This is a genomic window from Bradyrhizobium sp. MI1.7, assembly GCF_055811795.1.
Map to the genome: position 1 here is coordinate 25,135 of NZ_JBVVPO010000050.1, position 14,847 is coordinate 39,981.

Sequence of the window (14,847 nt, forward strand, 5' to 3'; positions counted from 1 at the left end):
CTATTCCGCAGCCTGCTCGAGCGGCGCGGTGCGCGGCAGGATGATCTGGATGCGTGTCCCCTCGCCCGGCTCGGAATCAAGATCGAGCCGCCCGCCGAGGCGATTGGTGACGATGCTGTAGACGATGTGCAGTCCGAGGCCGGTGCCGCCCTGGTCGCGCCGCGTGGTGAAGAACGGATCGAAGGCGCGCCGGCGGACGTCGAGCGACATGCCGCAGCCATTGTCCGAGAAAATGATCTCGACATTGTCCTTGCCGGACTCGCGCACCTGGATGTCGATGATCCCCGGCCGGCCGTCCGGGAAGGCGTGCGCCACCGAATTGAGAAACAGATTGGTCAGCACCTGGCCATACGGGCCGGGATAGCTGTTCATGGTCAGGCTCGGCTGGCACTCGACGTTGAGCGTCAGATTGTGTTTGCGCAAGCCCGGCCGCAGGCTCATCACCACCTGCTCGGTGAGGTCGCCGAGATCGAAGCTGCGCTGGTCCGAGTAGTTGCGGTCGGCCGCGACCTGCTTGAACGACTGGATCAGCTCGGCCGCGCGGTTCAGGTTGGAGACGAGCTGCGAGGACGCATCGCGGCTGGTGTTGAGGAAGTCGTTGAGCGTGGAGCGACGGAGCTCGCCGCGCTCGACTTCGGAGGTGAACATCGCGGTCTTGCGCTCCAGCGCGGATGCGACCGTGAGGCTGATACCGACGGGATTGTTGACCTCGTGGGCGACGCCGGCGACGAGCCGTCCGAGCGCGGCGAGCTTCTCCGCCTCGATCAGCGAGGCCTGGGTCTCGCGCAGGTTTCGCAACGCGGTCTCGGCGGATTCCTTGGCTTTGCGCATCTCCTGCTCGCCGCGCTTGCGCTCGCCGATGTCGAGCGCCACGGTAACGATCCGCTCGATCTCGCCGTCGGCATCGAGCAGCGGCAACTTGTTGACCAGCCATTGCCGCATGTTGCCGGAGGAATCCTTGTATTCCTCTTCGTAGAAGCCGAGACCTTTTCGAAGCCTGAGCACCCGCTTGTCGTTCTCGTCGGTCTTGGCTGCGCCGTAGCGCGACATCAGATCCGCGGTGGTGCGGCCGAGCGCATCGGCGGGCTCGATGCCGAAGATGCCGGCCATGTAGCGGTTCATCAGCACGTAGCGCAGCTCGCGGTCCTTGACGTTGATGACCGCGGGCACGGTGTCGATGACCTGCTGGAGCAGGCGCCGTCCTTCGGCGATGGCGTCTTCCGCCCGCTTCTGGTCGGTGATGTCGCGCAGCGTGCCCTCGTAGCGGACGATGTTGCCCGCCTCGTCCCGCACGCCCGTGGCGCTGTCGGACAGCCACAGGATGTTGCCGCTGCGCTGGCGCACCTGGTACTCGAACTCGCGCACGATGCCGTCGCGCGCCATCAGCCGCTGATATTCGGCGCGCGCCTCGGGGTGGACGTAGATGGTGTGGGCGATGTCGTTGATGCTGTCGATGAGCTGCTGCGGGCTGTCATAGCCCATCATCCGCGCCAGCGCCGGATTGGCGTTGAGGAGATCGCCGGCCGGCGTCGTGACATAGATGCCGTCGACCGAGCCCTCGAACAGTTTACGGTAGCTCTCTTCGGCGAGGCGCTGCTCGGTGAGCGCCCGCACCGCCGCCTCGCGCGCCGTGTCGGCCTCCTCCAGTGCGCGGCGGAACACTTCGGCCGCGCGCGCGATGTCGCCGATCTCGTTGTCGAGGTCGGCCGACGGGATCGAGGTGTCCTTCTCGCCCGCTGCGAGCGCGCGGATGGATCTCGCGATCTTCGCAAGCGGCCGGACGGTCCGCCGCACCACGAAGCCGGCCGCGAGAATGCCGATCAAGACGCCGATGGTGCCGAACACGATGCTCTGCCACCGCGCCTCCGTCAGCGTGCGGGCGAAATCGCGCGACAGCACGTGGCCGCGCCGGGCGCTGACCTCGCGCAGGAGTTCCGTGACGCGGCCGATCAGGCGGCCCTCGGTGCCCAGCACCTCGCGGTCGATATCGGCGATCTGCCGCTCCCGGACCGCCACCGCGATGATGGCCTCGGCATAGTCGTTCACGGCCGTCTTCAGCCTGGCGTCCGCGATGTCCATCGCCCGCATCCCCTGTGCGGCCTGCTCGGCGGCGGACGGGTTGCGCGCGAGCAGCCCGAGTGCGATCCGGCTCTGCGATTCCGACAGGCGGGAGGCGAGCTCGCGGTCCGCCGCGGCTCCGACGGCCACGTCGAACCGGTCGCGCAGCGGCGGCAGCCCGGCGAGCAGCTGGGCGCGGCGGTCGATCAGGGTCGAGATCCGCTCGAGGCCATTGCGATAGGTCGCAAGGCGCTCGGTGACCCCGTCGATCATGTCCTGCTGCTCGGGCGCGAGCTCGATGCGGGTCTTCCTCAGGATGTCGTTCAGTGTCGAGGCCGCCTCGCCGACCTGCTTGAACTGGGTGCCGGCGCCGGGATCGGTGACGAAGTCGCGCGCGGCGAGCCGCAGCTCGTTCATGCGGCGGTCGATGTCCTCGGCGAGGTCGCCGACGCTCTGGAGCCGCTGCAACTCGGCGAAGGTCGTATCGATGTGCCGGATCGCGATCACGCTCGCGGTCGAGGTGACGATGATCACCGCCAGCACCAGGAGGAAGCTGCCGAAGGTGAGCTGGCCGATGGAGAGCGAGAATGTTCGCTTTTTCTCAGGGGTCGGCGTCAATTCGGCGGACATTGGGGCTTTTGAGGACCGGGCTATTGGAGGCCCAATATACGATGGTTTGCGGCCCCGGGGGAACATGCCTCGCGCTGCCGAATATCCTTAATATCGCGAGTCCGCCGCCCTTCTCCCCACCTGATTATGACGTTTTGACGCTGACCGGCCGCCGGGCCGGGATCGTCATGGCGGCGACGCCGAAGACGACGCAGGCAAGCCCGATCCAGACGGTCCGGCTCAGGGTTTCGCCGAGGAAGGCGACGCTGATGGCGACCCCGATGGGCACGCGCAGATAGGCCTGCGCGGTGGTGCCGACCGAGCCCAGCGTCTGGATCAGGCGGAAGTAGATCGCGAACGCCGCCGCGGTCGAGAAGGTCGCCAGCGCGAGCAGCGCCAGCACGGAACTCAGCGAGGGCGACAGCGTCCAGGGCTGTTCGACGATCAGCGAGGCCGGGATCAGCGCCGCCGCGCCCGCCAGCAGCGAGCCGGCGGCCGGTGCCATCGGATCGAGACCTTTAAAGCTGCGGCCGAAGATCGCGGCGCAAGCGTAGCAGATGGTGGCGGCGACGATGGCGGCCTCCGCGACGAGGCCGCTGCCGACGTCGTGGAAGGCGTCGACGCCGACGATCAGCAGGATGCCCGCCATGCCGGCGACCACGCCGAACAGTTTTCGCGGCGTCGTCACCTCGTGGCGCGTGACGACGGCCGTGAGCAGGAAGGTGAAGATCGGCCCGGCCGAGTTGAGGATGGTCGCGAGCGACGCGTCGACATGACGCTCGCCCCAGGCGATCAGCGTCCAGGGGATGACGCTGTTGAGCGGCCTGGAACGCGAAGCGCTGCCAGGTCGCGGCATCCATGGGCATCCTGATGCCGCGTGCCCACATGACGACGAGCAGCAGCAGACCGGCGATCGTGGTGCGCGCCGCGATCAGCGTGAGCGGCAGAATGGTGGCGACGCCGAGCTTGATGAAGGTGTAGGAGCCGCCCCAGAGCGTTGCGAGCGCGACCAGCAGCGCCAGCTCGACGGCGATGTTGGTGTCCTGTCCCTGATCCATTTTGAACGTCCGTCCATTCGCGATGGACAGAACCTAGCGCGTCCGTGGCCGCCAATACTTCGTTTGGTATCGAAGTATCCTAGCCGACCGCCCCGACCTCGAACACCTCGCCGTCATAGCCGGCTTCGCGGGGAATGCGAAGTTGGCGGCCGGTTTCGGTCTTGGTCATGACCGGCATCACCGTGACGACCGACATGCCGCGGGCATGCTCCAGCGCGGCGCCCACGCTACCCTGCTTGGCGAGCCGGATCAGGTTGCGCGTGGTCGGGAACGGCAGCTTGAAGCGGCCGCTCTCGCCGCCCTCCACCGCCTCGCGCGGCGACACCCAGATCGAGTCGGTGGACTCCCGGCCGTCATGGGCGCCGAGCTGATCGGGCGGTGCGGCCGCGAGGAAGAACCAGGTGTCGAACCGCTTCGGCATGCCCTCTGGCGTGATCCAGTGCGCGTAGGGCACGAGCGTATCCAGCGCGAGCTGGAGGCCGTTGTCGGCGAGGATACTCAGGAAGCTGATCTTGTGCTCGTTGAGGGCGACGCGATGCTTGTCGGCGATCTCGCCGGCGCGCATGGCATCGATCGGCGTCCCCGAATCCTTCGCCCGCGCCAGCAGGATACCGCTCTCCTCAAAGGTCTCGCGGATCGCGGCGATCCGAAAACCGCGATCCGATTCACTTAAGGCTTCGCCGCCCGAATAGAGGTCAGCACGGGCGACGATCTCGTTGTCGCCGGCATCGACACTGCCGCCGGGAAACACCAGCGCGCCCGAGTTGAACTCGATCTGATGATGGCGGACCATCATGAACACTTCGATTTCGTCGCGGCTCTTGCCGTCGACCTTTGCGCCGTCACGGAGCAGAAGGATGGTCGAAGCCGGGCGTGATGCTGATGTCTCGGGCATTCAACTAACCTGCGGCGCTGGATTGCGGGCCAAGATTGGCGCGCTTGTCGACGCGGGCGACGCGCGACAGGAGGTAATCGACCTCCGCCTTCGCCGCCGGCGTGATGGTCGCGCCCGGCTTGCGCTGGGCGCTGGAAGCGATGATGCCGCGCTTCTGCAGCACGTGCTTGCGCACCGCCAGACCTGCGCCCGGCTGCTGCTCGTAGCGGATCAGCGGCAGATGCGCATCGAACAGATCATGCGCAGCGTCGCGCTTGCCCTCCTTCGAGAGGCGCACGACGTCGATCAGGAGCTCCGGGAAAGCATAGCCGGTCATGGCGCCGTCGGCGCCGCGCTCCATCTCGAAGTCCAAAAAGAGTCCGCCATTGCCGCAGAGGATCGAGAGCGAACGGAGCGAGCCGTCCTTCTGGAAGCTGCGCAGCGTCGAGATCTTTTCGAGGCCCGGCCAGTCCTCGTGCTTGAGCATCACGCAATTCGGATTGTCGGTGACGATCTTGCGGATCACGGCGGGGGTGAAGATCACCGAGAGCGTCAGCGGATAGTCCTGCAGCACCCAGGGCACATCGGGCCCGATCGCCTCCGCCGCCTGCTTATAGTAGCCGACGATCTGGTCGTCGGTACGGAGCGACGGCGGCGGCGCGATCATCACGCCAGCCGCGCCGGCATCCATCGAGGCCTTCGCCAGCGAGCGCATGGTGGCAAAGCCCGGCGCGGAGACGCCGACGATCACCTGCATCTTCTTGGCGCGCTTGACGAAGCGCACCGCCACCTGCTCGGCCTCCGCGGCATCGAGCTTCGGCGCCTCGCCGAGGATGCCCAGCACCGTGACGCCGTCGCAGCCGACCTCCTCGTAGAAATCGGTCAGGCGGTCGATCGAGCGCTCGTCGATCCGGCCGTCATCGTGGAACGGTGTCGGCGCGATTGCGAAGGTGCCCTTGGCGTCGGCGGTGAGTTTCATCGGGTCTCTTGTCCTATCGTCTGTCGTCATTCCGGGATCGCGACCTCGTCGCGCCCGGAATGACAGTGTGGCTAAAACCTCCGCGCCCCCATCTTGATCTGCTCCTCGGAGAAGAAGATCTCCTTGGCGTGATCGGCGATGTCCTGGGCGTTCCAGCCCGAGTGCGGCGGTTTCCAGCCTTCCATTTCCATCATCCGCATTTCGCGCACGCCGCGGGGCCCGGACACACCCAGCACCTTGCCGGTCTGGTCGCCGGACAAGTCGCTGACCATGTATAGCACGGCCGGCGCGATGCCGTCCGGCCCCAGCGCCGCACCGGGGTTCTCCTTATAGCGGGGCAGGTCTGCGGTCATGCGGGTCAGCGCGCCCGGCGCCAGCGTCCAGATCCGGATGTTGTACTTCCGGCCCTCGATCGCCAGCACGTTGGACAGGCCCCAGATGCCGCCCTTGGCCGCGCCGTAGTTGGTCTGACCGAAATTGCCGATCAGCCCTGATGTCGAGGAGGTGTTGACGATGACGCCGCCGCCGTTTTCCCGCATCCAGCGAAACACCGGCATGGTGCAACAAAAGGTGCCCTTCAGATGCACCTTGATCACCTTGTCCCAGTCGGACTCGGAGGCCTTGGAAAAGGTCTGGTCTCGCAGGATGCCGGCATTGTTGACGAGGATATCGGCGCGGCCGAAATGCTTGATGGCGTCGTCGAACACCGACTGGCCGCCCTCCATGGTGGAGATGTCGGCGCCGTTGGCGACCGCCTTGCCGCCCTCGGCCTTGATCGCATCCACCACGAGCTGCGCCATCGACTTGTCGGCCCCGGAGCCGTCACGGGGACCGCCGAGATCGTTGACGACGACGGACGCCCCTTCCCGCGCGAACAGTTTTGCGTAGGCCTCACCGAGCCCCCCGCCCGCGCCGGTGATCAGCGCAACCTTGCCGTCGAGTAGTCCCATGGTGGCCTCTCCCTGTTTTTGTTTTTCGTGTCCCGGACTCGATGCAGCGTGAAACGCTGCGTCGCAGAGCCGGGACCCAGCTCTTTGTTGGGTTCGCTCTGGGCCCCGGCTCTGCAGCGCACCGCTAAGGAGCGCTGCGCTGAGTCCGGGGCACGAGACCGCCCTAACCCAGCACCGTCTTGCCGTTCTTGATCACGGTGACGCCGCGCGACTTCACTTTGGCCTCGAACGAGATCGTGTTGCCGTCCTTCCAGAGGTCCATGGTCACGGTCTCGCCGGGATAAACCGGCGATGAGAACCGCGCGACGTGCTGACGGAAGGCCGACGCGTCGTAGTCGGCATAGGTCTGGAGCACGCCGCGGCAGGTGATGCCGTAGGTGCACATGCCGTGCAGGATCGGGCGCGGGAAGCCGGCCTTCTTGGCGAACTCGGGATCCGAGTGCAGCGGGTTGCGGTCGCCGCAGAGGCGATAGACCAGCGCCTGGTCGGGGCGCGTGACGATGTCGATGGTCTTATCGGGTGCGCGCGACGGAATCTTGTGCGGATCGGGCTGGGTCAGGTTCGGCCCGCCAAAGCCGCCGTCACCGCGGGCGAAGCGCGAGGCGACCAGCGTTGCCAGCTTCTCGCCCTTCTCGTTCTTGAGCACGGTCTGGTGCGCGATGACGACGCCCTTGTCCTTGCCTTTGTCGTAGACCTCGACAACGGAGGAATCGGCGGTGATGTTCGCAGCGACCGGCAGCGGCTGGTGGAAGGTGATGTCGCGCTCGCCGTCGACCACCATGACGCGGTTGAGGTTCATCTCGCCGGGCCCCGAACCCCAGGCCGCGACGGACGCAAAGGTCGGCACCACCTTGAGCGGCCGCGGCGTCAGCGTGCCCTCGTTGACGAAGGCGAGCTCCTTCTCATCCATCGGATCGGCGCCGAGGCCGATGCCATAGGCGTAGAGCATGACCTCGCGATCGCCATAGGCGTATTTCTGGCCGATGTTTTTCAGGCCTTTGAGTTCTTCGTATCTGGCGGACATTTTTCTGGTTTCCTCCCGGCATTCGTCTCAGCGAGCAACGGCGCTCGTTAATGTGCCCTCTCCCCTTGTGGGAGAGGGCCGCGAGAGCCGTGCGGCAAACTCGTTCGGGTGAGGGGTTAGCTCCGCATCGAAAGTCTTTCTGCGGAGCGATACCCCTCATCCGGCGCTTCGCGCCACCTTCTCCCACAAGGGGAGAAGGAAGAAAGCAACTACGCCGGCGTGAAGAACGGCAATGGCGCGCCATCCGTCGGCTTGAACACCACTTTCACCTTTTGGCCGATCTTCAGCTTCTCGAGATCGCAATCGACGATGTTGGTCTGAAGCGACGGCCCTTCCTTCAGCGTGACATAGGCGATGGCATAGGGGCCGGTCGGCGATTTGCGCATCAGGCTCCAGGTGTAGATCGTGGCCTCACCCGAACTCTCCTCCCACACCGTCTTGTCCGAATAGCAGAACGGGCAGATCGAGCGCGGGAAGTAATGCGCTTCGCCGCAGGCGGTGCAGCGCTTGATCATGAACTTGCCCTGCTTGGCCGCGTCCCAGAACGCCGCGGTCTCCGGATTGGTCACCGGTGCCGGATACTTTTTCGCTTCGCTCATCACACGCGCTCCAGAATGGCAGTCGAAGCGGCGTGGCGAACGCCCAGAAGGCCGCCGGTGCCGTGGGCGATGGCGAGATCGCAATTCTTGACCTGCACCTTCGGATGCGCCTCGCCGCGCAGCTGCCTGACGGCCTCGATGATCTTGGTCATGCCGCCGCGATTGACGGGATGGTTGCTGCACAGGCCGCCGCCGTCGGTGTTGAACGGCAGCTTGCCGACACCCGAGATCAGATTGCCGTCGGCGACGAACTTGCCGCCCTCGCCCTTCTTGCAGAAGCCGAGGTCTTCGAGCTGCATCAAGACGGTGATGGTGAAGCTGTCATAGATCGAGGCGTATTTGATGTCCTTCGGCGTGATGCCGGCTTCCTCGAACGCACGCGGGCCGGACCAGATTCCGGCGGAGTAAGTGAGGTCGAGATCCTTGCCGCCGCGCGGGCCCTTCATCGCCTCGCCGTGGCCGATCAGCTTGACCAACGGCTTCTTCAGGCTCTTGGCGATCTCGGGCGTCGTGACAATCAGCGCGCCGCCGCCGTCGGAGACGACGCAGCAATCCATGCGATGCAGCGGATCGGAGATCATCGGCGAGTTCAGGACGTCCTCGACGGTGACGACATCCTTGAGCATTGCATGCGGATTGTATTGCGCGTGATGCGAGGCCGCGACCTTGATCCAGGCGAGCTGCTCGCTGGTGGTGCCATAGTCGTGCATGTGGCGCATGGCACACATGCCATAGGCATTGTGCGTGGTCGCACCGTAAGCGGACTCGAAATCGGCTTCCGCGCCGGCTGCGCGCGGCGGCATCACACCGGTGCGCGGTTTGCCCGCGAGCGTGATCAGCGCGATCGAGCACTTGCCGGCCGCGATGGCTTCAGCGGCGTGGCCGAGATGGATGATGTAGGAACAGCCGCCGGTCTCGGTGGAATCGACGTGGCGGAGTTTTTTGGTGTTCAGGCCGAGATAATCGACCATCGGCCATGCGCCGCCGGGGGCGTCGCCCGCGCAGAAATAGCCGTCGACGTCGTCCTTGCTGATCCCGGCATCCTCGATCGCGCCCTTGGCGACCTCGGCATGGAGCTGGGCGGTGGATTTGTCCGGCGCATGCCGGGTCGGGTGTTCGTAGATCCCGGCAATGTAGGCCTTGCCCTTGATGGTCAAAACGTCAGGTCTCCGCGCTCGCGTTTCTTCTTGCTCCGTTTTTCTGAACCGCGGGGGCCAGCTTGGCAAGCGCGGAAATATTCCGTCGGGCGAGAGGGCAGCGCGTTGGCGCAAGTGGGGGCTAACCTCGTCTGCCTCCAAGTCGGAATTGCGAGCGCAGCGAAGCAATCCAGGAGTCTTTCCGCGGATGCACTTCTGGATTGCTTCGCTGCGCTCGCAATGACGAACGCGACGACCAAAATCCTAAAGGTGTTTTGCCCGACGGCGCAAGGGATTTTCTTTTTTTACGAAAACAACCCCATACACAGTAGGACGCTGGTTGATTTCAAAGAGGAAATCGTAGGGTGGGTTAGCCGAAGGCGTAACCCACCTCTTTGCTTTCCACGTGGACGGAGAAGTGGTGGGTTACGCCGAGCAGATGCGCTTCGCGCATCTGCAGGGCTGCCCCACCCTACGCATTGCGTTCGCGTCGAGACCGCCCTACTCCGCTGCGATCTGCCTCGGCGCGGGCGGCGGGCTCGCGAGGTCGGCCGCGAGCTGGGCGTAGCGGGCTTTCGCGTCCGCGACGGCCTTCTCCTTGACCAGGCCGTAGCCGCGGATGCGGTCGGGCAGCGATAGCAGCTCGACCGCGGTGTCGACCGTGACCGGCGACAGCAGGCCGATCACGGTGGCGACGTCCTTCTCGTAGCCCACGATCAGATCGCGCTCGAGCTTGCGGTCTGCGCTGCGGCCGAAAATGTCGAGCGGGGTGCCGCGCAGGAACTTGAATTTCGCGAGCACCCTGAATGCCTTCAGCATCCACGGGCCGAAGGCGCGCTTCTTCGGGCGTCCCAGCGCGTCGACACCACTGCTGAGGATCGGCGGGGCCAGATTGAAGTTGAACTTGAAGTCGCCCTCGAACTGGTCGCGGAGCTGCTGCTCGAAAGCGCCGTCGGTGTAGAGCCGCGCAACCTCGTATTCGTCCTTGTAGGCCAGCAGCTTGGCGTAGTTCACCGCGACCACGCGCGGCAGCGCATCGTCATAACCGCCCTGCTTGGCGGCATCGCGAACCTGATCGACCAGCTTGCGATAGCGTCTTGCGAGGCGGCCGCTCTGGTAGGCGGTCAGGTGCTTGGCGCGATGCGCGACGACCTCATCCAGCGTCATTGCATCGAGCGTCTTCGGCGCAACCACCTCGTCCGTCCCCTTCAACATGTCGGCGAGGCGCTGGGGATCGGCGACCGCGAGGCGGCCGAGGCGGAAGGCCTCCTTGTTCATCTTGATCGCGACGCCGTTGACCTCGATCGCCTGCTCGATCGATTCTGCTGACAGCGGGAACAGGCCTTTCTGATAGGCATATCCCATCATCATCATGTTGGTGGCGATGCTGTCGCCAAGCAGCTGCTCGGCCGGCTTGGTGAAATCGAAGAACACCGAGTCCTTGTGCAGCGCCGTCTCCAGCAAGCCATTCAGCTTGCGGGTCTGGAAGTTGAAATCGCGGTTGAGGACGAAGTCGGCGGTCGGAATGACGTGGCTGTTGATGATGCCGCGGGTCCGGCTGGTGTCGCAAAGCGAGATCGTGTCCTTGGCGACTGCGACCACCTCGTCGGCGGCGAGCACGAGATCTGCCGTACCAGTGACGATGCGCGAGCAGGTCACCTCGGCCGGATGATCGGACAGGCGGACGTGGCTGAGCACCGCCCCGCCCTTCTGCGCCAGGCCCGACATGTCGAGGATCATCGAGGCCTTGCCCTCGATATGAGCGGCCATGCCGAGCAGCGCACCGATCGTGAGGACACCGGTGCCGCCGACACCGCCGACGGCGATGTTATAGGGCTTGTCCACCGTCGGCCGAGACGCGGGCTCCGGCAGCTCGCCGATGTCACCGAGATCGGCCGGCGCACGATGGCGCGGCTTGCCGCCGTCGACGGTGACGAAGGACGGGCAGAAGCCCTTCACACAGGAATAGTCCTTGTTGCAGGACGACTGGTTGATGGCGCGCTTGCGGCCGAACTCGGTCTCCAGGGGCTCGACCGAGATGCAGTTCGACTGCACCGAGCAATCGCCGCAGCCTTCGCAGACCGCCGGGTTGATCATGACGCGGCGCGCCGGATCCTCCATCAGGCCGCGCTTGCGGCGGCGCCGCTTTTCGGCCGCGCAGGTCTGCACGAAGACGATCGCCGAGGTGCCCTTGTACTCGCGGCACATCTTCATGACGTTGTCGAGTTCGTCGCGGTGATACAGCTTCACGCCGGGCGCGATGGTGTCGGCAGGATAGGTGTCGGGCGCCTCCGAGACCAGGTAGATCTCGCGGATGCCTTCGGCGTGGAGCTGGAACGTGATCTGCTGCGGCGAGAGATCGCCGTCATGGCGCTGGCCACCCGTCATCGCGACGGCATCGTTGTAGAGGATCTTGTAGGTGATGTTGGTCTTGGAGGCGACCGCCTGCCGGATGGCGAGAAGGCCGGAGTGGAAGTAGGTGCCGTCGCCGAGATTGGCGAAGATGTGGTTCTCGTTGGTGAAGGGCGCGATGCCGACCCACGGCACGCCCTCGCCGCCCATATGCGTGAACGTCTCAGTCGAGCGATCCATCCACAGCGCCATGAAGTGACAGCCGATGCCGGCGAGCGCACGGCTGCCTTCGGGGACCTTGGTGGACGTGTTGTGGGGACAGCCGGAGCAGAAATACGGGACGCGAGAAACAGGCGCTGTCGCCTGCATCTGGCTCGCCTGGCGGCCGTTGAACCAGTCGGCCTTGGCGCGGAGCATCTCCGCGATTTCAGGGTTGAGATTGAGTCGGAGAAGCCGCTCGGTGAGCGAGGTCGCAAGCGAGGCGACGCTGAGTTCGGCGGCGAAGGTCAGGAAGCGCTTGTCGTGCTCGTCCATCTTGCCGACGATGCGGGGGCGGACATCGTCGCGCCAGTTGAACAGCTCCTGCTTGACCTGGTTCTCAACGATCTCGCGCCGTTCCTCGATGATGAAGATCTCTTCGAGCCCGACCGCGAACTGGCGTACGCCTTCCGGCTCCAGCGGCCAGGGCATGCCGATCTTGTAGAGGCGAAGCCCGATCTTGGCGGCGACCTCCTCGGTGATCCCGAGCTCGCGCAGCGCCTGGCGGACGTCCTCGTAGCTCTTGCCCGACGCCATGATGCCGAAGCGGGCGTTCGGCGAATCCATGGTGACGCGGTTGACCTTGTTGGCGCGCGCAAAGGCGATCGCGGCAAAGCCCTTGTAGTCCTGGAGGCGGCGGTCCTGCTCGAAGCGGTCGTCGGGCCAGCGCAGATTGAGGCCACCGGGCGGCAGCTCGAAATCGGGCGGGATGATGAACGGCTTCATCTCGTCGGTGAGGTCGATCTCGGCGGTGGTCTCCACCGTCTCCGTGATCACCTTCATGCCGACCCAGCAGCCCGAATAGCGCGACATCGCGATGCCGAGCAGGCCCATCTCGATCATCTCGTGGATGCTGGACGGATAGAGATAAGGCATCAGCGCCGACATGAAGGCGTGGTCTGACTGATGCGGAACGGTCGAGGATTTTGCACCGTGGTCGTCGCCGGCCAGACACAGCACGCCGCCGTTCTTGGCCGAGCCGGCGGCATTGCCGTGGCGGAACACGTCGCCGCAGCGATCGACGCCGGGGCCCTTGCCGTACCAGATGCCGACGACGCCATCATATTTGGCTCCGGGCGAGAGGTTGAGCTGCTGCGAGCCCCACACCGCGGTCGCCGCCAGATCCTCGTTCACGCCGGGCTGGAACTTGATGTTGTACTGCTCGAGATGTTTTCGCGCCGCAAAGAGCTGCTGGTCATAGCCGCCGAGCGGCGAGCCGCGGTAGCCTGAGATGAAGCCCGCAGTGTTGAGGCCGTTGGCGCGGTCGCGCCGGATCTGGGCCATCGGCAACCGGACCAGGGCCTGGATGCCCGTGGTGAAGACGTGTCCGGTTTCCTGGGTGTATTTCTGGTCGAGACTGATCGGACCCTGGTTGATACCCATTCTTGTCCTCTTCCGCCCCTTTTGAGCGTTTGGCCACTTAAGCCGTTGCCTGCCCGTTGTTTTTAGCTAGGGCGCGCCGACCAACTCCGCCACTCTATGTCGGATATTTAACGCTCCGCATCACAAATCTGGACCAAAGGAAGCGCCGGGTAATAATCGCAATTTCGTGGCTGCAAAGGCATCAAGCATTTTCAATTTGTGTCACCATACCCCCACCGACGCGAAACGACGTGAGGCTCCTATCCGGGCGATTGGTCGCAGGGGAAGCTTTCGATGCGAATGATTCTGGCTGTTGTCGCATTGTGCAGTGCAGTTGCGAGCGCGGCCCGCGCCGCCGAGCCATCGCCGGAGCTGATCGCCTATGGCAAGGCGCTGGTCGAGGCCGGCGACTGCGCGGGCTGCCACACCACCGATCCGGCAAAGCCATTCGCGGGCGGAAAGCGCATCGATACGCCCTTCGGCGCGATCTACGCGCCGAACCTGACGCCGGACCGCGACGCCGGGATCGGCGCCTGGACCGACGCCGATTTCACCCGCGCGGTGCGCACCGGCGTCGCGCCCGACGGCTCGAACTATTACCCGGCCTTCCCCTATCCCTATTTCACGAAGATGACGAAGGACGACACGCTGGCGATCCGGGCCTATCTCGGAACGCTGGCGCCCGTCGCAAGCCGCAACAAGCCGCCGGAGCTGCGCTGGCCGTTCGGCCATCGCGGCTTGATGCGGGTCTGGAACGCGATGTATTTCAAGCCCGCCCTGTTCGAGCCGGACCAGAGCCAGAGCGCGGCGTGGAACAGGGGCGGCTATCTCGTCACCGGGCTCGGCCATTGCGGCGCCTGCCACACGCCGAAGAACTATTTCGGCGCGGACAAAACTGCGCAGGCGCTGTCGGGCAACGAGGTCGGCGGCTGGTACGCACCAAGGCTCGATGGCGCCGCGCGCACCGGGCTGAAGTCGTGGAGCGTCGAGGACATCACGGAATATCTCCAGAGCGGCCGCAACGCCAAAAGCCATGCTGGCGGGCTGATGGCCGAGGTGGTCGTCGGCTCGACCTCGAAGATGAGCGATGCCGATGTGCGCGCCATCGCGGAATATCTGAAGAGCCTGCCGCAGTCGCGGCGCGAGACGATCGTGACGCCGCCCGACGAGGCCGAGATGAAGGCCGGTCAGGCCGTCTACGCAAAACTTTGCATCGCCTGCCATGAAGCCGACGGCTCCGGCGCGCCGCGCATCTATCCGCCGCTGCCCGGCAACGCGCTTCTGCAATCGGTCAATCCGTCCTCCAGCTTGCGCATCATCCTCGACGGCGCCCACACCGTGACGACGCCACGCGCGCCCAACAGCGGCGAGATGCCGGGCTATGCCAAGCAATTGTCCGACGAAGAGATCGCCGCAGTGACGAACTACATCCGCAATTCCTGGGGCAACGCCGCGCCGCTGGTGACCACGGCGCAGGTGGCGAAGGCGCGGAAGGGAAAGCCGTAGTTCTTGCTGCCTCCTCTCCGTGGGTTGGGGGGGCGGCGCGGGCGACCACCGGGGGCCCCGGGGGGGAGCGGGGTTTTTTTGG

At 65.3% G+C, this 14,847-nt stretch carries 9 protein-coding genes and 1 pseudogene; 1 reads left to right on the forward strand and 9 read right to left on the reverse strand.

All coding sequences use genetic code 11. From position 1 onward, the window contains the following. The 9 genes and pseudogenes from AC0L3X_RS33385 to AC0L3X_RS33425 form a co-directional block, all read right to left on the reverse strand. The gene (locus tag AC0L3X_RS33385) at positions 1–2,688 is read right to left on the reverse strand and encodes a PAS domain S-box protein (protein WP_283016825.1); all 2,688 of its coding nucleotides are present in this window, start codon (positions 2,686–2,688) and stop codon (positions 1–3) included. Positions 2,689–2,812: 124 nt separating this feature from the next. Next, a pseudogene (locus tag AC0L3X_RS33390) lies at positions 2,813–3,725 on the reverse strand (DMT family transporter). 79 nt (positions 3,726–3,804) lie between these two features. Beyond that, the gene (locus AC0L3X_RS33395) at positions 3,805–4,620 is read right to left on the reverse strand and encodes an NUDIX hydrolase (RefSeq protein ID WP_283016827.1); all 816 of its coding nucleotides are present in this window, start codon (positions 4,618–4,620) and stop codon (positions 3,805–3,807) included. Positions 4,621–4,624: 4 nt separating this feature from the next. Further along, positions 4,625–5,578 carry a dihydrodipicolinate synthase family protein gene (locus AC0L3X_RS33400; protein ID WP_283016828.1) on the reverse strand — a complete coding sequence of 318 codons (954 nt, stop codon included), beginning with the start codon at positions 5,576–5,578 and terminating at the stop codon, positions 4,625–4,627. A gap of 71 nt (positions 5,579–5,649) precedes the next feature. Further along, the gene (locus AC0L3X_RS33405; protein WP_283016829.1) at positions 5,650–6,528 is read right to left on the reverse strand and encodes an SDR family oxidoreductase; all 879 of its coding nucleotides are present in this window, start codon (positions 6,526–6,528) and stop codon (positions 5,650–5,652) included. 163 nt (positions 6,529–6,691) lie between these two features. Then, the gene (locus AC0L3X_RS33410; protein WP_283016830.1) at positions 6,692–7,552 is read right to left on the reverse strand and encodes a MaoC family dehydratase; all 861 of its coding nucleotides are present in this window, start codon (positions 7,550–7,552) and stop codon (positions 6,692–6,694) included. Positions 7,553–7,761: 209 nt separating this feature from the next. After that, the gene (locus tag AC0L3X_RS33415) at positions 7,762–8,151 is read right to left on the reverse strand and encodes a Zn-ribbon domain-containing OB-fold protein (RefSeq protein ID WP_085405481.1); all 390 of its coding nucleotides are present in this window, start codon (positions 8,149–8,151) and stop codon (positions 7,762–7,764) included. Continuing rightward, complete coding sequence (locus tag AC0L3X_RS33420; RefSeq protein ID WP_039147548.1) at positions 8,151–9,308, reverse strand: thiolase domain-containing protein; 1,158 nt, start codon at positions 9,306–9,308, stop codon at positions 8,151–8,153. The genes AC0L3X_RS33415 and AC0L3X_RS33420 overlap by 1 nt, the downstream gene beginning before the upstream one ends. A gap of 480 nt (positions 9,309–9,788) precedes the next feature. Then, positions 9,789–13,280, reverse strand: coding sequence for an indolepyruvate ferredoxin oxidoreductase family protein (locus tag AC0L3X_RS33425; RefSeq protein ID WP_283016831.1), 3,492 nt, complete (start codon positions 13,278–13,280; stop codon positions 9,789–9,791). Between the two features lie 273 nt (positions 13,281–13,553). On the opposite strand from AC0L3X_RS33425, the gene AC0L3X_RS33430 reads away from it, so the two are divergent. Then, positions 13,554–14,765, forward strand: a complete 1,212-nt coding sequence (locus tag AC0L3X_RS33430) for a c-type cytochrome (RefSeq protein WP_283016832.1) — start codon at positions 13,554–13,556, stop codon at positions 14,763–14,765. The last annotated feature ends 82 nt before the right edge of the window (positions 14,766–14,847 follow it).